At 58.1% G+C, this 21,227-nt stretch carries 14 protein-coding genes, 1 tRNA gene and 2 pseudogenes; 3 read left to right on the forward strand and 14 right to left on the reverse strand.

What is annotated here, in order from left to right:
• Positions 1-175: 175 nt before the first annotated feature.
• Both AH68_RS08535 and AH68_RS08540 read left to right on the forward strand, forming a co-directional pair.
• Complete coding sequence (locus tag AH68_RS08535) at positions 176-1,315, forward strand: IS1249 family transposase (RefSeq protein WP_039197933.1); 1,140 nt, start codon at positions 176-178, stop codon at positions 1,313-1,315.
• Positions 1,316-1,831: 516 nt separating this feature from the next.
• On the forward strand, positions 1,832-3,655 hold the full coding sequence (locus AH68_RS08540) for an AMP-dependent synthetase/ligase (RefSeq protein ID WP_039200033.1): 1,824 nt from the start codon (positions 1,832-1,834) through the stop codon (positions 3,653-3,655).
• Positions 3,656-3,975: 320 nt separating this feature from the next.
• On the opposite strand, the gene araA is transcribed toward AH68_RS08540, so the two are convergent.
• From araA to AH68_RS08600, 13 genes and pseudogenes are all read right to left on the reverse strand, one after another.
• Complete coding sequence (gene araA / locus AH68_RS08545) at positions 3,976-5,493, reverse strand: L-arabinose isomerase (RefSeq protein ID WP_039199224.1); 1,518 nt, start codon at positions 5,491-5,493, stop codon at positions 3,976-3,978.
• A gap of 75 nt (positions 5,494-5,568) precedes the next feature.
• Positions 5,569-6,261, reverse strand: coding sequence for an L-ribulose-5-phosphate 4-epimerase (locus AH68_RS08550; protein WP_039199226.1), 693 nt, complete (start codon positions 6,259-6,261; stop codon positions 5,569-5,571).
• Positions 6,262-6,295: 34 nt separating this feature from the next.
• Complete coding sequence (locus AH68_RS08555) at positions 6,296-7,933, reverse strand: xylulokinase (RefSeq protein ID WP_039199227.1); 1,638 nt, start codon at positions 7,931-7,933, stop codon at positions 6,296-6,298.
• A 236-nt stretch (positions 7,934-8,169) separates the two neighbouring features.
• Entirely contained in the window at positions 8,170-9,288 is a 1,119-nt protein-coding gene (locus tag AH68_RS08560) for a LacI family DNA-binding transcriptional regulator (RefSeq protein WP_039199229.1), read from the reverse strand.
• A gap of 76 nt (positions 9,289-9,364) precedes the next feature.
• Positions 9,365-10,435, reverse strand: a pseudogene (locus tag AH68_RS08565) (Maf family protein); the annotation flags it as partial.
• Positions 10,436-10,545: 110 nt separating this feature from the next.
• Positions 10,546-10,837: pseudogene (locus tag AH68_RS11320) on the reverse strand (Maf family protein); the annotation flags it as partial.
• Positions 10,834-11,838 carry a homoserine kinase gene (gene thrB, locus AH68_RS08570; RefSeq protein WP_039199234.1) on the reverse strand — a complete coding sequence of 335 codons (1,005 nt, stop codon included), beginning with the start codon at positions 11,836-11,838 and terminating at the stop codon, positions 10,834-10,836. The gene thrB and the pseudogene AH68_RS11320, both read right to left, overlap by 4 nt.
• Before the next feature lie 197 nt (positions 11,839-12,035).
• Positions 12,036-13,352: a homoserine dehydrogenase gene (locus tag AH68_RS08575; RefSeq protein WP_039199236.1), complete on the reverse strand. Its 1,317-nt coding sequence runs from the start codon at positions 13,350-13,352 to the stop codon at positions 12,036-12,038.
• A 203-nt stretch (positions 13,353-13,555) separates the two neighbouring features.
• Positions 13,556-15,136 (reverse strand): diaminopimelate decarboxylase family protein, encoded by a 1,581-nt coding sequence (locus AH68_RS08580; protein ID WP_039199238.1) that lies wholly within the window; start codon positions 15,134-15,136, stop codon positions 13,556-13,558.
• Positions 15,137-15,141: 5 nt separating this feature from the next.
• On the reverse strand, positions 15,142-16,932 hold the full coding sequence (argS, locus tag AH68_RS08585; RefSeq protein ID WP_039199240.1) for an arginine--tRNA ligase: 1,791 nt from the start codon (positions 16,930-16,932) through the stop codon (positions 15,142-15,144).
• Between the two features lie 31 nt (positions 16,933-16,963).
• Entirely contained in the window at positions 16,964-18,346 is a 1,383-nt protein-coding gene (locus tag AH68_RS08590; protein ID WP_144245778.1) for an amino acid permease, read from the reverse strand.
• Between the two features lie 313 nt (positions 18,347-18,659).
• Positions 18,660-19,049, reverse strand: a complete 390-nt coding sequence (locus tag AH68_RS08595) for a Rid family detoxifying hydrolase (RefSeq protein WP_003833824.1) — start codon at positions 19,047-19,049, stop codon at positions 18,660-18,662.
• A 165-nt stretch (positions 19,050-19,214) separates the two neighbouring features.
• Positions 19,215-19,287: transfer RNA gene (locus AH68_RS08600), tRNA-Arg, on the reverse strand.
• 226 nt (positions 19,288-19,513) lie between these two features.
• Here AH68_RS08600 and AH68_RS08605 point away from each other — a divergent pair.
• Positions 19,514-20,152, forward strand: coding sequence for a CYTH domain-containing protein (locus AH68_RS08605; protein WP_039199245.1), 639 nt, complete (start codon positions 19,514-19,516; stop codon positions 20,150-20,152).
• A 99-nt stretch (positions 20,153-20,251) separates the two neighbouring features.
• Here AH68_RS08605 and AH68_RS08610 read toward each other — a convergent pair whose 3' ends face one another.
• Positions 20,252-21,214, reverse strand: coding sequence for a tetratricopeptide repeat protein (locus AH68_RS08610; protein WP_039199246.1), 963 nt, complete (start codon positions 21,212-21,214; stop codon positions 20,252-20,254).
• Between the last annotated feature and the right edge of the window lie 13 nt (positions 21,215-21,227).

Consider the following 21,227-nt stretch of genomic DNA (forward strand, 5'->3'; position numbering starts at 1 on the left):
TTGGCCAAAATGTGTGTCTGGAATTGTCTCTGAGGCCTTGTGCTGCAAGGGTCTGGAGGTATTTGAATGTGATGGAGGGGACTTTCCAGGTCGGCCAAAATGTGTGTCTGAAACCGGTTGGGACGTCTTATAACAGTAGGCGTGAGGAGCGTTTGAATGTGGTTGTCTGAAAGGTATGAGAATTCCTCTGTGTCCCGGATGTCACACCACGATGAAGAAGAACGGAAAGACCTCGGCCGGTAGGACGCGCTGGCGGTGCAAGGATCCCGGCTGCGGTAGCTCGCTGTCGCGCGGCTATGATCGGCGGGCGGCGGATCTGGAGACGTCGCTGCGCTGGTTGTTGTCCAAGCAAAGCCAGGCCGAGTATGCGATCCCGGCGCGCACGCTGCGCCGGATGAACGAGTTGTTATGGAGCCTGTGGCCGCCGGTTCCGCTGGTCGACGAGGTGTATGACGTGGTGCATTTGGACGGTATTCACTTGCATCGGGATGCGGTCGTGTTGATAGCGATCGCCTGCGGGCATGTGATCGGCTGGTACGTCGCCAAAAGCGAGACCGCTGCCGCGTGGGCTCATCTCATGGCCAGGATCGCCCCGCCACTGGCGGTGGTGGTCGACGGGGGCGGTGGCATTCTGAAGGCATTGCGCGAGCACTGGCCTGATACCAAGGTGCAGCGGTGCTTGTTTCACGTGTGCATGAACATCACCCAGCTCACCGGAATCAAGCCAAGGTCCGAGGCAGGCAAACAACTGCGGAAGATTGCTGTCGCCTTGAGCCGCGTGACGGACACGGATGCCGCGGCCGCATGGCTCGCCTCCTACAACCAGTGGGAGCAAACGTACGACGCGTTCCTTGACGAGAAGAGCACGTACGCGGACGGTACCATAGCCGACCAGCACCAACGCCTCGTCAAAGCCAAACGCATGATCCGCAGACGTATCCGCGAGAACCACCTGTTCACGTTCCTGGAACCACCCAAGGGTTGCACCACGCCGATCCCAGCGACGAACAACCTCATCGAGTCATGGAACGGGCGGATCCGCGACATGCTCCGCCACCACCGGGGATTAAGCCTGTTGCGCCGAATCAAGGCGATCTGCTGGTGGTGTTATCAACACACCCGACAGCCCAAACCAGCCTCATGGCTCATAACCAACGCCATCAGTGACCAGCAGATCGAGGAACTCTACCGCAAAGCATGGGAACACAGCCCACAAGGCGCATACGAAACCTACGGCATCCCCAACCGGTACGGCACCGGCATCGACTGGAACGAATTCCACACCCGCGTAAAATACCCCAACACCACCGACTAACCCCATACCACCAGACACACATTTTGGCCAATAACCCCACGTGCGGCACATGCCACACGACCAGCGAAACAGCGAAAGAATAAAAAGGCTGGATGTTCGCCGTTGAGCAAGCAGCCCTCTGACGCAAGGGGTAAATTGCGTCACTCGTGAGTGTACTCGATAAAAATCGCTCGCACCACCATTTCTTCGCATTTCGCTGGTTTTACGGTCATTTCGGGGATATCTGGAAAGCATGACAGCTCCCCCGCAACCGTTACGTCAAGCCTTTTTCGAACGAATACAGCACGCCACCAAACACTTGATTTTTGACGGAATAGCACCATTTGTCAGTTCATACAAAGTTGATGAAATATTTCTTGTCGCTTCTCACAATGCAGACTTACGGCTCCGTAACTTAGAATGTGCGAGGTGCGCAAGGGGTAGGAAACGCGGACACACGGTTTGTACCGCTCCCGCACGCATCACAAGCAGAAATACGCGGAAACAACGCAAAAACCGCGAGAAAGAGAACGCTTCATGCTCACCGAGTACACCACCCCGGGCGAATCCGTTGAGGTGCGCGACGACGAATCCATCTATTCCCTGCTTACCGGACGCATCGCGCGCACTGGCGAGGATACCGTAATCGCGGAACACAAAACCGCCCCCGGCCAATGGGCGAAGGTCACTACCGGCGAATTCCACAAGGATGTGATCGCCGCCGCCAAAGGTCTTATCGCGTTCGGCATCGCCAAGGGCGACGCCGTCACCATCTTCTCCACCACCCGCTACGAGTGGGGCGTGCTCGACTTTGCACTGGCCGCCATCGGCGCAGTGAACGTGCCGATCTACGACACTGATTCCGCGGCGCAGGCCGAGCGCATTCTCAACGATTCGGATGTGAAACTGGCCATCGCCGACAATCGCGAGCGCTTCGACCGTCTCGACTCCGTAATCGACCGCTGCCCGTCTCTCAAGCACATTCTGATGCTCGATTCCAACGCCATGGGCGCGTTGGAAGGCTTGGGGGTCACCGTGTCCGACGAGGAGCTGGAAGCGCGCATCGATTCGGTGCATGCAGACGATCTGGCCACCATCGTGTACACGTCCGGTTCGACGGGAGCTCCAAAGGGTGCCGAGCTTTCGCACCGCAATTTCATATCGATCACGCGCGCGGGCAGTCTGGCGTTGCATGAGATCGTTCTCGAAGATCATCCGCGACTGCTTCTCTTCCTGCCGCTCGCCCACTGTTTCGCACGGTTCATCCAGTACGCGTCGATCGCTTCCGACGACGGCGTGGTCGGCTATCTGCCGGACACAAAGACGTTGCTGCCCGATTTGCGTTCCTTCGAACCGACATATCTGCTAGGCGTACCACGAGTGTTCGAGAAGGTGTATAACGCGGCCTCCCGCAAGGCCGGCATGGGCTGGAAGGGACGTCTGTTCCTCAAGGCGGCCGAAGCCGCACGCGATTGGTCGCGCATGCAGCAGGCCGGTGAGCAGCCGACCATGAAGCAGACCGCCGAACATCTCTCGTATGAGGCTTCCGTATACCGTACCGTGCGTAGTGCTCTCGGCCCGCGCATCCGCTACGTGGCATGCGGCGGCGCTCCTCTGGACGTGTCTCTGGCGCATTTCTTCAACGGTATCGGCCTGCCGATGATTCAGGGTTACGGTATGACGGAAACCGCTGCGCCGTTCGCAGCCAACCGCGTCACCGACAATGTGATCGGCACTGTTGGCCAACCGGCTCCGGGATCATCTGTGCGCATTTCCGATGATGGCGAACTTCAGGTGAAGGGCCCGAACGTGTTCAGGGGCTACCACAATCTGCCTGAGAAGACGGCGGAAGCGTTCACCGAGGATGGGTGGCTGAAAACGGGTGATTTGGCGTCGATTGACGACGAGGGACGTATTACGATCACCGGCCGTAAGAAGGACATCATCATCACTGCCGGCGGTAAGAACGTCTCCCCGATTCCGATGGAGCAGGAGATCGTGAAATGTCCGATTGTGGAGCATGCGGTGGTTGTCGGCGACAATCGCCCGTTCGTCGGTGCGCTGATCACGCTGGATCCGGAAGGATTGGCAGCTTGGCTGCCGTCCGTGGGATTGTCTGCAGACACTCCGCTCGACCGCATCGCGACCGTCGCTGCCGTTCACGATGAGATTCAGAAGTATGTGGACAAGGCGAACGCAACGGTTTCGCGCGCCGAATCCGTACGAAAGTTCGTAGTGCTAGATACCCAGTTCACGCAGGAAAACAAGTGCCTGACCCCGTCGCTGAAAGTGGTGCGTCCGGCAGTGAACCGCGTGTTCGCGCAGGTGATCGATCAGCAGCTGTACTCCGGCAAACGCTGAATCGCATAATACATAAAAGCGTGGGGTGCGAGAGAATACAAACGTTCTCTCGTACCCCACGCTTTTGTTCTGTCTGTACAACTTTCAAGGAATGCAAACGAGCGTCGGAGATCGGAAGTGATCCGACCTGCCGGCGCTCATACGGCAGAGATTAGTGATGAATCAGGAATGCCTAACGACACTCCATCAGCCATTGTCAGTAAAGCGACAATCAGTGACGGTTCCGTCAGTGCATAACGCGTGCGGTAACGGTGCGACAGAAGACGAAGGCGTACGAGGGTACGTCGAGTCTTCTGCCGTACCGTTAACGCTCCGTTATGTCAGTGACGGTTGTTGAGGCGGTGATACATTTCGGAGATCTCCAGGTCACGCTCGAATTCTGCGACCTTGGTGTTCGCGTCGATGGTGGCGAGCTCGACACCGGCAATGCGGGCGAAGTCTTCCCAAGCCTCACGACCAACGGAGGTGGTCATGCAAGTGTGGTGGGAGGCGCCGGAACGCAGCCAGCACTCGGCGGAGGTCTTGAGGTTCGGCTGCGGCTTCCACAGACCACGGGCGCACGGCAACTGCTTGAGCTCTCCGAGCGGCTCGACCACGTCGACCAGGTTCATGGTCAGGCGGAAACGTTCGCGCACGTCAGACATGGACACGACAACGGCATCCTTCTTCGGGGCGACAGTGAAGACCAAACGCACCGGATCGGCCTTGCCACCGATGCCGAGCGGGTGGATTTCCAGCTTCGGCTTGGCGATGGTGCCGACGGACGGGGAGACTTCAAGCATGTGGGAGCCCATGATCATCTCGTTGCCCGGGGTGAAATTGTAGGAATAGTCTTCCATGAGGGAAGCACCACCTTCGAGGCCGTAGCCCATCACTGCGCCGATGCGCACGAGCACGGCGGTCTTCCAGTCGCCTTCGGCGGAGAAGCCGAAGCCGTACTCGGACGGGAAGCGCTGCGGGCCAACTCCCGGCAGCTGCGGGAGGGCGCCCAGGTCTTCGAAGTTGTCGACGCCGGCGGTGCAGCCGTTAGCGCGCATCATGTTGACCATAGCGGCTTCTTCCTTGGCCGCGATGAACAGGGAGTCGTACTTGGCGTCGAGCAGAGCCGGGTCAACGTCGTACTTGGCCTTGTAGTCTTCGATGATGTCCTTGACCTGGTCATCCTTGACGGCGTCGTAGGCTGCGACGAGTTCGTTGACTGCCCAAGTGTTGATGGATGCGCCGAACACGCGCTCGGCTTCGGTCTTGTCGCCTTCGGTGACGGCCACATTGCGCATGTTGTCGCCCCAACGCATGACCTTCATGTTGTTGGATGCGTCCCAGCCGGCGCAGGCGCGTGCCCAGGTGCCGATTTCTTCGGCAACAGCCGGATCGGTGTAGTGGCCGACCACAATCTTGCGGTTGATGCCTAGACGGGTCAGAATGTAGCCGAACTCACGGTCGCCGTGTGCGGCCTGGTTCAGGTTCATGAAGTCCATGTCGATGGTTTCCCACGGGATTTCGAAGTGGTGCTGCGTGTTGAGCTGCAGCAGCGGCTTGGTGAGCACTTCGAGGCCGCGGATCCACATCTTGGCCGGGGAGAAGGTGTGGCACCAGGTGATCACACCGATGACGTTCGGATTGGCGGAGGCTTCGACCATGAAGGCCTTGACGCCGTCGGAGGACTTCAGGGTCGGCTTGAGCACCACCTTGACCGGGATTTTGCCGGTTGCGTTGAGTGCGTCGACGATTTCGCCGGACTGCTCACCCACCTGACGCAGCGCTTCTTCGCCGTACAGATCCTGGGATCCGACGCCAAACCAGACTTCCTTGCCTTCAAACGGGTTTTCCATTGCCATGTGATTGTTCCTTTACTTCGTTGTTTATGGAATTTTTAAATTATTATTTCGATTGCGGATTTGCGGGTTTGTGGCTCAGTGCTGGCCGTAGACGTTGGTGTAACGATCATTCAACTTCGCGATATCCTCATCGGAAATCGGAATGATCTCACCAAGCTGGCGGGCGGCCCACATCGTATGAGCGACCTCCTCCGTCATCGCCGCCGCCTTCACCGCGGACTCAGCGTCCTTGCCGATCGTGAACGGACCATGGTTCTGCATCAGCACCGCCGGGGACTTCGGATACTCCTTGAGCGTCTCGACCACGCCCTCGCCGATCGCCTCGGAACCAATCAGACGGAACGGACCCACCGGAACCGGACCGCCGAACTCGTCGCCCATCATCGTCAGACCGCACGGAATGTTCTGGCCCGTCGCCGCCCATGCCGTCGCGTACGTGGAATGCGTGTGCACCACGCCGTACACATCCGGCATATGACGGTAGATGTACGCATGCGACGCCGTATCGGAGGAAGGAGCCTCGGAACCGTCCACCACGTTGCCGTCCAGATCGCACACCACCATGCTCGACGGGGTCAGGTACTCGTAACGCAGGCCGGACGGCTTGATCACCATCAGGTCCGCGGTGTGCAGACGCTGCGACACGTTGCCCGCGGTCCACACCACCAAGTTCCACTTGACCAACTGCTCGTGCAAAGCCGCCACGACCTCACGCACCTGCTTGACCTCCGCACGCACCTCAGGACCATAATCAGCCAAAGTAGCCATAAGAATATTCCTTTCTATTCTTAAAAAAAAGTTTTTACTTAGTTTCCAAATCGATTGTTTGGATTGCGGTGTGTTCGATCGGAAGCCCCTTGCGGAAGCGATCGAAGAATTCCTCGAATCCCGCGACATCGCCTTCATCCGGATTTTCCGTGGTCGAAGCGGCATCGGCGAACACGCGAGCGTCAAGGAATTCGTCGAGCGGCTGGTCGGCATGCCACAGATAATCGGCAAGCACGGCCATGCCCCATGCGCCGCCTTCGGCAGCGGTGGACATTACCTTGATCGGCGTATCGAATGCGGCTGCGAGAATCTTCTGGGCAACCTTCGGGGTGGTGAAGATGCCACCGTGGCCGACAAGGGAGTCAACGGCAACGCCCTCGTCCTTGGTCATCACATCCATGCCGATCTTCACCGGGGAGAATGCGCTGAACAGCTGGGCGCGCATGAAGTTGCCGAGGCTCATGCGGGCTTCCGGGCCGCGCGCGAACAGAGGACGGCCTTCGGGCAGCCCTGCGAGGAATTCGCCGGAGCGGAACGGGTAGTTGATGAGTCCGCCGCAGTTGGAATCGACATCGTCCGCGATGGCGGCTCGGAACAGCGTGCCATACAAGGTACCTGCGTTGACCGGAGTGCCGATTGCGGCCGCGAATTGGCCGAACAGTCCAACCCATGCGTTGAGGTCGGATGTGAAGTTGTTGGCGTGGCTCATGCCTGCAAGATCGCCGGCAGGAGTGGTGACGAGGTCGACTTCCGGATGCAGACGTTCCAGCTTGTGTTCGAGCACGACCATGGCGAAGATGGAGGTGCCGGCGGAAACGTTGCCGGTACGCACGCGCACGGAGTTGGTGGCCACCATGCCGGTGCCAGCGTCACCTTCCGGCGGAGCGAACGTGATGCCCGGCTGCAGCGTGCCGGTCGGGTCGAGCAGCTTGGCGCCCTCCTCGGTCAGCGTGCCTGCAGGAGTACCTGCGACCAGCGGTTCCGGCAGCAGGTCGGCTAGCTTCCACGGCTGGGCTGCTACTTCCGGAATCGCATTGAACTTTTTGATGAATTCGGTTTCGTAGGTGTGCGTGGTCGGGTCGATCGGGAACATGCCGGATGCGTCGCCAACGCCGAGCACTTTCTTGCCGGTGAGCTTCCAGTGCACGTAGCCTGCGAGGGTGGTGAAGAAATCGACCTTGCCGATATGCTCTTCGTTGTCGAGCACGGCCTGATACAGGTGTGCGATGGACCAGCGTTCCGGAATGTTGTACTGGAACAGTTCGGAAAGCTTTTCGTGCGCTTCGAAAGTGTTGGTGTTCTGCCAGGTTCGGAACGGCACCAGCAGTTCGCCATCCTTGTCGAAGGCGAGGTAGCCGTGCATCATGGCGGAGAAGCCGATGCGGCCCACGCGGGTGAGCTTTTCGCCATAGGCGTTTTCGACGTCTTCGGCGAGCGCCGCGTATGCGGTCTGCAAGCCAGTCCAGATTTCTTTCTGCGAGTAGCTCCACAGGCCGTCTTCCAAATGGCTGGCCCAGCCGTAATCGCCGGTTGCAATGGTGACATACGTGTCGTCGATGAGCACAGCCTTGATTCGGGTGGAGCCGAATTCGATGCCCAGACTCGTCTTGCCAGCGCGGATTTTCTCGGCAGTTAGCGCGATGTGATCGTCAAGTACCTGCTCTTGCGCCATAGTTTCAAACTCCTTGCATACGAGTGCCTCACAACCACATTGTCGGCGGAATGTTAGCGCTCACTGTTAACGCTCACTATTCTAAACAGAAAGTCACAACTATACAAGTTCGACGTGTCACGAAATCTTCAATGCACTACATGCAAATCGTCAGCCGATTTCTCGATATACCGGCTTCACGCAATCCACCCAGTACAGCAGACGTAAAAGAGCGATATAACAATCACAAGAAGTATTCAGCGACGGCTGGCGGCACCCAAAGATGCACGCCCGATCACTTTTGCGGAAATCAGACCAACGCCATGCTGCGACGAGGCGAACGAATTCTCATCGCCCTCCCCTAGCAAAAACAACGTCTCCCGCATGGCGGCAACGCCAAGCTGTTCAAAATCAGGGCGAACCGTGGCCAGCGGCGGGTACATGTTGTCCATAGCGGGCATGTCATCGAAACCGACCAGACTCACATCCTGCGGAATGCGCATGCCATGTTCATGCAGCGCACGAGACACACCAACCGCCTGGCTGTCGTTCGCACACACCATGCACGTCGGCAGATTTCCACCTGTACGACCGATGTTTTCAAGAATATGATTCATCTTGCCATACGCTTCGGTCGATTCCCATGTTTCGCACTGCACGGTGACGGAACTCACCGCATTGGCCGCGCACAGCTTGTTCCACGCCATCAAACGCGTGGCGGCATCACGCCATTCCTTCGGACCTGCGAAATAGAGCACGGAACGATGCCCATACTCAACCACCAAATGCATCACGTCGGCCATGGCCGCCCACTGGTCCACGCCTACAACCGATACGCGGCGACGGTCGGCCAGCTTCATCAAACGCAAACCGTCTTGCACGCTGATGCTGCCGTGCGTGGAGGTGACGATAACGCGCGGCTGCGTGATCTGCGCACGACAGGCGGCCGAGAACATGACATCCGTTGGCGTGAGGAAAATAAACGCATCCACATTCATCTCGTCGAAGGTGAAGCATAGATCATCGAATTCCGTCTGCGAGCAGAGCGCCTCGTGCACCATGCTCACCGACATGAACAGGCCATGCTGCCTCGCCATCGCCTCAATCGAGGAAATCGCGGAGATCGGGCCGTAAAAACGCTGCCCACCTGCAATCAAACCGATGGTACGGGAGCGATGCGAGGCGAGGGCGCGTGCGGAATTGCTTGGACGGTAGCCGAGCGCGTCGATGGCTTTCAGCACTTTCTCGCGGGTCGCGTCAGACACGTCAGGGGAATGGTTTACCACGCGTGACACCGTTTGATGGCTGACACCAGCCATTTTCGCCACTTCGAACATCGAAGGGCGTTTGTTCGCCGCATTACGCCTGCCTGCCATGCCCCGTCGCCTTCCGCACACTACCGTTGTTACTTTCGACTATTCTACACGCAACTTCGGTTAGCGCTAACAGACGCTATTTTTCAGCCATCTGAGCGAGTCGCGCAGCGAAATTCGGCCAGTCGGTACACATGGCGGTCAACAGTTTACGATTGGGGACTTCCTCAATCGGCACCCATTCGATTTCCATGCTTTCGTCGTCATTCGCTTTGGGGTCAACATGATGCCCCGGCTTTTCGAATGCGAACACGGTGGTGTAGGACCACGGTCCGTGGTCTTCGCAGTATGATCCGACCACGTCGATATCTTCGGGGGTAATGTTGGCTTCCTCGTACGATTCGCGCAGCGCGCCCTCGATCGGGCTTTCACCGTCGGCGGTGGCACCTCCTGGAATGCCCCATGTGCCACCTTCCGCGCTCCACACCGCGCGATGCTGCATGACAACGTGTGTCACTTCGCCGGTCTGTTCGCTTCGGCGGGCTAGCAGCACGCCGGACGCGCCGTTCGTACCCCAATGCTTGCGGCCGCAATCGCAATCAATCCAACCATCACCCGGCTGATGCACGTTTTCCTTGGGAGGAAGCGGTTTTGCAGCACCGGTTCGCGAATCGTGTTCAACGTTCGGTTCTTGATCGGCTCGCGTCACATTCCACAGATCGGTCCATTCCACGCCAAGCTCGGCGGCCAAACGGCGCGCCAGCGGAAGACTCAAGCCGATAATGCCGTGCGGATCGCCTTCGATGGAGTCAATGAACGCTCCACCGAAGCCCTCAAGCGTGAAGGAACCAGCCACTTCCAACGGCTCCCCGGTAGCGATGTACCGTTCGATATCGGTGTCGGAATATTCGCAGAAGTGCAGCGTGGCCCTGCTCGCGCCTCGCGCGATACGCCCGGTGGCGAAGTCGATCAGGCAATGACCCGTCCACAATTCACCGGTGGCACCGCGCATGGCACGCAGTCGTTCCCGAGCCACCTCAGCGCTATGCGGCTTGCCGTAACATTCGCCGTCAAGCAGGAACATGGAATCGCAGCCAAGAATCAGCGGACCGACTTTTGCACGGGTCAGGCTCGGCTTGCCATCAACGAAATCAGCAATCGATTCAGTGATCGTAGGAATGGTGATTCCCGAAAAATCGCGGGTATTTACGTCGGAGGCGGACTGCACTTCGTCCACACGCAATGTAATACGAGGATGTTCTAAAGATGCAGAATCTCCAGTATTTTCAGCATTATCTGGATGTTCGGAAGATTCGGCAACGGCTTTCAGCGGAAATCCGATCACGCGATCGCCGTGCGCCGCCGCAGCGGTGGCAGCAACGTTACGATACGCCTGATGCACGGCTTCAGCTTTAGCCGTAGCGAGAATCATCACCCGCTGCTCCACGCTCAGATCGCTTACGGCAACGCCCATGGCGGCTGCCTCACGTTCAAGCGCTGCCGGCTCGTCCACGTTCGATACACGAATCGTGGGGCAAATACCAGCCGAGAAAAGCACGTCACGGCGAGGCTTGGATTTGGAGGCGAGAATCAGCGGAATGGAGTTGTTCATACGCGTTCCACCTGCACACCCTTGGTGTCGACGCCCAAATGCAGCACACGCCAATGACCGGAAGCGAGCTCTTCGGAAGCGAGCTGTTCCAGCTGTTCGTGAGCGTCGCCATGATGCAGCACGAGCACGCATGGGCCGGCACCGGAAACCATGGATGCGAAACCATGGGAACGCAGCTTTTCGATCAGTGCCCACGACGGTTCCATCAAAGGGGCGCGATACGGCTGATGCAAACGATCCTGCGTGGCTGCGAATAGCAACGCATTGGCATTCTGACGCTGGCCAGTCGCCAGCATAGCAGGATTCATGGCGGCCGGCAGCAGGCTCACACGAGACACATTGTGCACAGCATCCTTGAACGCCAGCTGACCCGGCAGCGCCTGACGCGCCTTTTCGGTGGACAGCTCATAATCCGGCACGAACACGGCTGCGGTCAGATCGTCGGCAACACGATAGTTGATGGTGTGGAAGCCCTTGTGCAGCGGCTCGCCGCCCGGAATCGGCACGGAACCGACACCTTCGGGGGTTTCCATGTCCCAAGACATGGTGAGCCCGCCATACACGGCCGGAGCCACGTTGTCCGGATGGCCTTCGATGGCCGCAGCAAGCTCAAACACGGCATCACGGTTGAGTCCGTCGTCCTGCGCGAAGGCGGCCGCGGCTGCGATGCCCGCCACAATGGCCTCTGCGGAAGAGCCCATGCCTCGTGCCTGAGGAATGTTGTTGTGAGCCTGAAGAATGAAGCCCACACGGCCCAGACCAAAGGTCTGGCATGCGCGGCGGAACGTGGAAACCACCAAGTGGGTTTCGTCACGCGGGAGAGTATCGGCGCCTTCGCCTTCGATCATCACCTGAGCCGCAGTGTTCACCGGATCGGCGCTCAGCGTGAATTCAAGTCCGTCGTGGTAGTCCAGAGCAAGTCCGACCGTATCAAAGCCAGAGCCAAGATTGGCACTGGTAGCCGGAACACGCACGCGTACTTTACGAGTAACTGGAGTCATATCTCGTCGTCCTTCGTCACATCTTCTTTACAAGTCAAGCACCGTATACCCGAAAGGGTACAAGAGTCAAATTCAAACCCATAATCAACAGACAATTTAGTAGACAATCGGCACGCAATTGTCCAACGCAGCAGCCGGAATATGAACGAAAAGACGGCCGCCCAATCGCAACGATTTGAGCAGCCGTCTCATGACTGTTAGTTGAGCACGCGGAGGATGGAAGGCTCGCCAACCACGCAGTCGAGTGCGCACACGTCTTTCACGGTTTCACGCAGGGTAAGCTCGTCGGTCATGTGCGTGACAAGGCGCAGCTGCTGCAGTTCGCCGTCGTAACCCGGATCCTTCAGCGTGGGCTTGAGATCCTGGTTCACACCATTGATAGACACGCCATGCTCGGCGAACTTGGCCGCGATGGCCGCAAGCACGCCCGGATTGTCGTGAATCACGAAACGCACGGCGAACTCGGCCTTGGAAGCCTCGATCGGAGCCTTCTTCAAATCCTTATACAGCGGAATGGTCGGGCCGGTGCATCCCTGTGCGATGTGGCGCGCCTCGGTCACCACATCGCCAACCACTGCAGAAGCGGTCGGAGCGCCGCCAGCGCCACGACCATAGAACATCAGATCGTCGGCCGCTTCGGCCTTCACAAACACCGCGTTAAAGGAACCATGCACGGAAGCCAGCGGATGCTCGTTGGAAATCAGCGCCGGATACACGCGGGCAGACACACCGGCCTCGCCATTCTCCACCACGGCCAGCAGCTTGATGACCTTGTTTTCGGCGGTTGCGGCGGCAATATCGTCGGCGGTGATCTTGGTGACGCCCTCAACGGACACATCGTCGATGGTCACGTTGGTGTGGAAGCCGAGCGTGGCCATGATGGCCGCCTTGTTGGCCGCATCATAGCCTTCGATGTCCCCGGTCGGATCCGCTTCGGCGTATCCCTTGGCCTGAGCGTCCTTCAGCACGTCGTCGAAATCAAGACCCTTGGTGGTCATTTCGTCGAGAATGTAGTTCGTGGTGCCGTTGACGATGCCGAGCATGCTCGTCACCTTGTCTCCGACGAGGGATTCACGCAGTGGCTTGAGGAACGGAATAGCACCGCCCACGGAAGCCTCGAAGTAGATATCGACGCCCTTGGCTTCGGCGGCGGCATAGATTTCTGGACCATACTTGGCCAACAGCGCCTTGTTGGCGGTAACCACGGAAGCGCCGGATTCGATGGCCGCAAGCACGAACTTGCGGGCCACGCCGGTTCCACCGATCAGCTCGACCACAATGTCGGCATTGGTGGCCACGCTCATGGTGTCGGTGGTCACCACGGACTTGTCGATCCACGGGAACGGGTCGGTTTCCGACGGATCAAGGCAGGCGACGCCGGTCAGTTCGATCGGTCGTCCGATGCGTGCGGCAAGCTCATCCTTCTGCTCCACCAGCAGGCGTGCGGTCTGAGAGCCGACCGTGCCCGCGCCCAACAATCCAACGCGAATCGGCGCAACATCTTCCTGTGCCAAGGCATCCTCCCTTGAATGTGAAGTATTGGTGTAACCCTGCCTATTGTACGGTCCCGATATGACGTAAGACCGCGAAATCATACGAAAATGGACGGTTTCCGAGCTTTGCCCCGAAAACCGTCCATACCGCATCCATGCTGCGTCCGCAATTTGAGACGAATCGCCATGAACAATACGAAACACGAGCGAAACGCCACGAATCGCTATTCGCTCACATCCCAATCCAACAGATCATCGATCGTCTGACGGCGAATCATCACATGCGCATCTTGCTCGGATACGGCAACAACCGCAGGAATCAGCGCCTGATTGTAGTTGCTGGCCATCGTGCGACCGTATGCACCCGTAACAGGCACCGCAAGCACGTCACCGCGCTGAATATCGGCAGGAAGACGCACCTCGTTGACGATGATATCGCCCGATTCGCAGTGCATGCCGACCACACGGCACAACTTGGTTTCGCTGGAACCCTCACGATTGGCGATTTTCGCAGTGTAATCCGATCCATACAATGCCGGACGAATATTGTCGCTCATACCGCCGTCGACAGACACGTACACGCGTTCCGTAACCGGATTGCCAGCCTTGTCTTTCGCGGTTCCGGCAAGCTGCACCGGCTTGACCGTACCCACGCGATACAAGGTGACGCCGGTCGGGGCGACCGTCCAACGGCCCGGTTCGAACGAAATGACCGGAGCGGGCATGCCGAGCGCACGGTTCACGGTGGTGACCGCATCGGCAAGGCGGGCAAGTTCCGTATCGAGATCCATCGAATCCTCGCCATCGGTGTAGGCCACGGAATAGCCGCCGCCCAAGTCAACCTCCGGCAGTGTGTATGCGTCGGTGGCGTAGAAGGTCTTGCGCAGCAGCATCATGCGCTTCGCGGCCTGGATAAAGGCGTCCGCATCGTGAATGTTCGATCCGATATGCGAATGCACGCCGACCAGTTCGAGCACATCCTGATGGCGGTAGATCTCCTTCAATACGGCGAGCGCGGGGCCATCAGCCACCATGGTCATGGCTTCGGCGAGTTTGCGGTCGCCTTCAGAAACCTTCTCGTGGCTCATGTCATACGGGTATTTGATGTCGTACTGCAGTTGGCGTTCTGCGCTTTCGCCCGGAGTGGCTTCGCTTTCGCCTAGGCGTGCGTTCGACCCTGCGGGGGTCACGTCAGCCAAATCGTCGAGCACGTTCAGCTTGCTTGCATCGGCACCAACCGGCAGCAAGGCGACACCGAACTTCTGGTCCTCATGCGCGGTAGACACGAATTCGTGGCCGCCCGCATGAATGCCGGACGTAACACGCAACATCACGCGAGCGCGCTTGCCGAGACGCTTGGCGATTTCGGCGATACGGGCCGGCTCGTTCGGCTCGTCCACCACGATTTTGGCGAAGCCTTCGGTAATGGCGAGTTCGATTTCCGCATCGGACTTGTTGTTGCCGTGCAGCACGAGCCGCCTTCCGGGAACGCCCGCGGCAAGCGCGATACGCATCTCGCCCATGGTGCAGGTGTCAATCAGCATGCCGGATTCGGTGACGATACGGCAGATTTCCTTGGAAAGCAGTGCTTTTCCGGCGAAACTGACGTGGGTTACGGTGTTGTTGAACGCATTTGCCGCAGATTTGACGAATTTGGCGGCGCGGGCGCGCACGTCATCGGTGTCGATGACGTAGAGCGGCGAACCAAATTCGTTCAGCAGGCTTTCGGCAGTGCGGCCATGGAACGTGATTTCACCTTGCTCGTTCACGTTGGAGCCGGCCGGCCAGATGGGGGTGACTGCCATGGCGATCACATCCTGTCTGGGGCTGCGACGCCAAGCAGGTCAAGGCCCTCGGCGATAACCGTCTTGACGGCGTCATTGAGCTTCAAACGTGCGGCTGCACGAGCCGGTTCCGGAGCCTTGGCGATGCGCAGGGCTTCAGCCTGTTCGCCGCGAGCTTCCGGATCGGTGAGCTCCATAGGCACCACGCGTTCCACGTTGTACCACTTGTGGTAGGTGGCGGCGAGGTCTTCCAAGTAGTGGGCTACGCGATGCGGGGCGCGCAGATCTCCGGCTTCGCGCAGCAGGGCCGGCCACTGGGCGAGCGCGGCAAGCACTTCGCCGTCGGCGGCGGTGTCAAGCAGACTCACGTCGGCACCCTCGTAAGTGATGCCGGCAGCAGCCGCATTGCGATCCACATTGCAGGAGCGAGCGTGCGCGTACTGCACGTAGTACACCGGATTCTCGTTGGAATGCGAAGCGAGCAGGTTCAGGTCGATATCGACCGGGGAATTGTAGTCGGTGCGTGCCAACGAATAACGAGAAGCATCCACGCCGATAGCGTCGGTCAGATCGTCGATGGTCACCACATTGCCGGCGCGCTTCGACATGCGCACTGCCTTGCCGTCCTTCAGCACATTGACGAGCTGTCCGATAAGAATCTGCATGTTTTCGCCAGGTTCGTCGCCGAATGCGGCGCACATGGCCATCATGCGGCCGATATAGCCGTGATGGTCGGCACCCAGCATGTAAATGGCGATATCTGCAGGATCGTTGTCACGATGGCGCTTGTTGCGATAGTAAGCAATATCAGCTGCGAAATACGCGTAGTTGCCGTCGGATTTGATGATCACACGATCCTTGTCGTCACCATGCTTGGTGGACTCGAACCAGGTTGCGCCATCCTTTTCGTAAATGTCGCCGCGTTCGCGCAAATCAGAGATCGCCTTGTCGACTTCGCCATCGGAATACAGGCTGTTCTCATGGAACCATACGTCGAAGTTCACACGGAAATCCTTCATGGATTTGCGGATTTCTTCGAACATCATCGGTACCGCACGCTTGCGGAACTCCTCACGCTGTTCGGAATTGCCCTCACCCAACGGATTGCCATCGTTGTCAACACCACCGTCGACGCGCGGCAGGTCGAGAATCGCAACACCGTCGGCATTTGCCTCATCGATAACGCGACGCGCAATCTCATCGATATAAGCACCCTTGTAGCCGTCGATCGGGGTTTCCTCACCGTGAGCGGCCGCAACCAGCGACTTAGCGAAACGGTTGATCTGCTCGCCGTGATCGTTGAAATAGTATTCGCGCACCACCTTGGCGCCGTTCGCTTCAAGCACGCGGGCCATGGAATCACCGACCGCAGCCCAACGGGTGCCGCCGATATGGATCGGACCGGTCGGATTGGCGGACACGAATTCAAGATTCAGGGTCTTGCCGGAAAGATGGTCGTTCTTGCCGTAGTTCGCTCCCTCGCCAAGCACAGTGTCAACCACGGCCGCGGCGGACGCGGAATCAAGCACAATGTTGATGAAGCCGGGGCCGGCCACTTCCACGGACTTGATGCCATCGGCATTGGCAAGTTCCGCAGCGAACAGTTCGGCGAAATCGTGAGGCTTCATGCCGGCCTTCTTAGCCAGCTGCATGGCCGCGTTCGACGCCCAATCGCCGTGCGCGCGGTCCTTCGGACGCATGACGGCGAATTTAGCCTGCGGAGGGATGAGATCGGTGGTCAGGGTGCCTGCCTTGCCTTCATTCACAAGGTTGTTGGCAATATTGAAAATCAGTTCACTAAGCGCTTCTGGACTCATTCCTCCAAGTCTACCGATTATGCAGACAGAATCAGCCTTGCGTATCGATCCGCGTATCATCCTGCAGTTCGCCATGCTTTCTGCGCCAAGCCACGGAAGCGTAATAGCCGATATAGCAGATCGCAACGAACGGAATCATATACAACAATGTGGAGCGCTGCGACGGATCGCAAATCACCAAAACCAACGCACCAATGCACATCACAATCGCAGCGATCGGCACGAACGGAAAACCGGGGGCACGATACTTCAAATCGTCAACCGAATAACCTTGGGCAAGCCACTGCTTGCGGAAACGCAAGTGGCAGACGGAAACCGACGCCCACACCACCAGCGTGGCCAAGCCGGAAACCGCAACCAACGCCAAATACACCGTCGAGGCGGCAACCACGGAAGACAGCAACGCCAACAGCGATCCGGCCATACTGAAGAGCACCGCGAACACGGGCACACCATGAAAATTCGTCTTGCCGAGCGCGCGCGGAATCATACCCTCCTGTGCAAGCGACCAAACCATACGCGAGCACACATACAAGCCGGAATTCGCAGCGGACAGCACCGCCGTCAACACCACGAAATTCATCACATCGCCGGCAAACGGCATGCCGATCGACTGGAACACGAGCACAAACGGACTCGTGTCGACGCCCGACTGATGCCACGGAATCAGCGCGGACATCACTGCAATCGAACCGATGAAGAAAATCGCAAGACGCAGCACCGTGGTATGCACGGCCTTCGGAATCGCCTGCGCCGGATCCTTCGTCTCCCCCGCCGCGACACCAACGACCTCAGTGCCCGAAAATGCGAACACCACCGTCAGCAGCGTCGAAAAAATCGGCAGCACACCATTCGGGAGCCAGCCATCATTATAGAAATTCTCAAACAGCGGAGCATGATCGTAACCGGCAATCGGAATCGCACCAAACATGGCAAGCAAGCCGATCACAATGAACACGATAATCGCAAACACCTTAATGGATGCGAACCAGAATTCCGATTCGCCATACAGCCTCACCGACAGAATATTGAGCATGAACACCACCGCAATGAAAGCGGCGGACCAAATCCACGCGGGCGAATCAGGAAACCAACGTTGCATCAGCAGACCTGCTGCCGTGAATTCCGAAGCGAGCGCCACCGCCCAATTCAGCCAGTACAGCACGGCGATGGTGAATGCGGTGCCGGGGCCGATGAAACGCTTCGCATACAGGTGGAAGCTGCCCGCATACGGCATGGCCACCGACAGTTCGCCAAGGCTGAGCATCACAAAATACACAAGCATGGATCCGATGCCATACGCGATGATCGCGCCAAGAGGACCGGCTTGGTGAATCGTGTAGCCGGAGCTGAGGAACAAGCCAGTGCCGATCACGCCACCCAGCGAAATCATGGTCAGATGGCGGGTTTCCATCTTGCGTTCAAGACCGCCCTGCTCGGCTTCAGCGGATTCAGCGGCGTCAGTGCCTGCAGTGGATGCGTTGACTTGCGATTCGGCCATGCGCGACTGCTCCTTCATATTTGGATGGGCGCGTTCTTACGTTCTTGCGTTTGCACAATACCCAATCGCATTACTATACGGAAATCGGTGGAACCATGTTGCTTGCTGTTCACTTTTAGCGGCAATCCTGAGGTTGCATAAACACAACAGGCTCGCATGCAGCGTAAGAAACCGCATACGAGCCTAAAAAAGGATTTCCTGGAGATTTGCAATCAGCGCACTGAAATCAGAGCACAGCGATGGCGTCGATCTCAACGAGAGCGCCCTTCGGAATGTTGTTGCCGCCGAACGCGACGCGGGCCGGCTTCACGGAGCCGATGAAGGCCTGCGCATACACGTCGTCGATCTCGTGGAAGTCTTCGACGTTCTTCATGTAGATGGTGGCGCGGCAGACGTGCTCGATGCCGGTGCCTGCGGCGTCAAGAATGTGCTTGATGTTCTTCAGTGCCTGGGCTGCCTGCTCGCCGGCGGTTTCGCCAGCCAGTTCGCCGGTGGCCGGGTCGATGCCCAGCTGGCCGGAGACGAACACGAAACCGTTGGCCTTCACGGCCTGGCTGTATGCGCCCAGCGCCGCCGGGGCTTCAGAAGTCGCAACCGCTTCCATCTTCTCGCTCATAATGTTCTCCTTTGAAGAACGTGTTATTGCATCTTGCTTGCGTTCAGGCCGTGGCAAACCACGACAACGCAATCTCAAGCAATCACTGTACCCATGGAATCGACGCGCATTGTCCCATGTTCCAAATACCGGCTCCGCGACCTGACCCTTCACTTGTCTTTGTAGTGGGCTTGATGGGGATCGAACCCACGACCTTCTGTTCCGGAGACAGACGCTCTATCCACTGAGCTACAAACCCGTGCGTTAACCTACTTTACACTGCCTTGAGATGAAAGCGACACTTTTTACGGAAAAATGGTTTTTGAATCTCAGTATGTTGGCAAAATAAGCATGGATGGGGTTTCGGCAACGCGCCCAACTATGTGGGGGATTCGACGGGTATAGAACGGGGAACGAAAAGTATTACGTCATAATTTACGGCGCAATAACGCCATTTACCGCGTCTTTTCCACTAGACTGAAGATATGGTTGAGGATTCAGGCAGAAATATAGGCGATTTCGAATACACGCGCCGTTTTTTCTGCCGTGCCCTGCCGACGCAGTTGGATGACAGTGACAGTCCGACATTAATCGTACAAAGTTATTACGTTCACCAGGATAATTACGCGCTGCGCGTGCGATTGAAAACAAAGTCCGTTCGCATCGCCATGACTCCGGACCTCGACCCGCTGGCCGTGCTCGAAAAGTATCGCGACGAATTTCGGCTTGGATCAGTCACCGTGAAAGGGCCGTCCGTGGGAGGCACACGCTATGAGGCGAGCCGCGATTTGGATTCGCGCATCGCCGGGGAGCTCATCAAACGCGGCGGACACGTGACCATCAAAAACCGTTTCACCGACTGGATCGATGAGGACGGCTGGAATATCGACGTGTTCGGAGGCACCAACGCTCCCCTGATCATTGCGGAAGCGGAACGTATCGGGCCGGTCACCAATCTGGTGATTCCGAAATTCTGTACCACCGAAATCACCGACCAATCGCGGTTCAGCAATGAAGGGCTTGCCGCGAATCCATATTCACGATGGAAATCCGCATTCGAAGCCGAACTGGAAGCAGACGGACCGCAATTCCTCGACTATTTCGGCACCAATCGTATGGAATAAGTTTTTCTTCTTAAAAACAACCGTAGGCCGTAAAGAGCGATGTAGTTGTGCAGCCTACGGTTGAACAGTACCTAAACGGTACCTAAGTCAATAAACGAGTCAGTACATGAGCGTGGCGAGGCGACGGCGGGCACGCTTCAAACGCTCGTCGGTCGGCTCAGGAATCGTAAAATATTCCAGCAGACGTTTGCGCACCGGCTCAATATCGGCCTTGTGACCGGCTGCGACGAAATCAAGCAAACGGTCGAACGCATCCTGAATCTGACCGCCAATCATATCAATGTCGGCGACGGCAAGCTGCGCTTTAACATCATCGGGATTGTCAGCAGCAGCGGCACGCACCTCACGCACGTTCGCATTGGCGGAACGGGCCAACAGCAACGCCTTCGCACGCTCGCGGGCGGCACGCGCATCGTTCGGATCGGCTTCAAGCACCTTCTCGTACGCGGCTGCGGCACCAGCGTAATCGCCCTGCTGTGCCAGCATATACGCCTCCTGATGCTCCGGAGGCACCTGCTCCTGGGCGCCGGCGGCGGAATTCGCCGCATCGGAATCCGGATCGCCCGAGTACGGCGCGGAACCGGTCACGCCAGCCTGCTGGGCGGAAGCAACCAGATTCGGAATCACCGCGTCCACGATCTGCTGCATTTCCTCAGCGGACGGCAAGCCCTGCAGAATCGGCATCGGACGGCCGTTGATCAACGCGAACAACGCGGGAGCACCTTGCACTTGGAACGCCTGCGCGATCGACGGATTCGACGCGATATCGATACGAGACAGCTGAATCTGGCCGTTCAGCTGGTTCACGGCATCGCCCAACTGGCGGGCCATGTCGAACAGGCGATCATCGGTCGGCACCCACAGCAGCAGCAGAATCGGGAACGTGGCCGACGTCTGCACCATGGCCTGGAACGTGTTCTCCGTAGTGTCAATCACATAACCACCTGCGGCCGGAGCGCCTCCAGCCTGCCCCGGCTCAGCCTTCACCTGATGCTTCAACGCTTCAAGATCAACGGCTCCCGCCAAGGAAACTCCCGGATTAAACGGCCTTTGACCTGCCATGCTTGCCTCCTAA

It is taken from the genome of Bifidobacterium catenulatum PV20-2 (assembly GCF_000800455.1).
Classification (GTDB): Bacteria; Actinomycetota; Actinomycetes; order Actinomycetales; family Bifidobacteriaceae; genus Bifidobacterium; species Bifidobacterium kashiwanohense_A.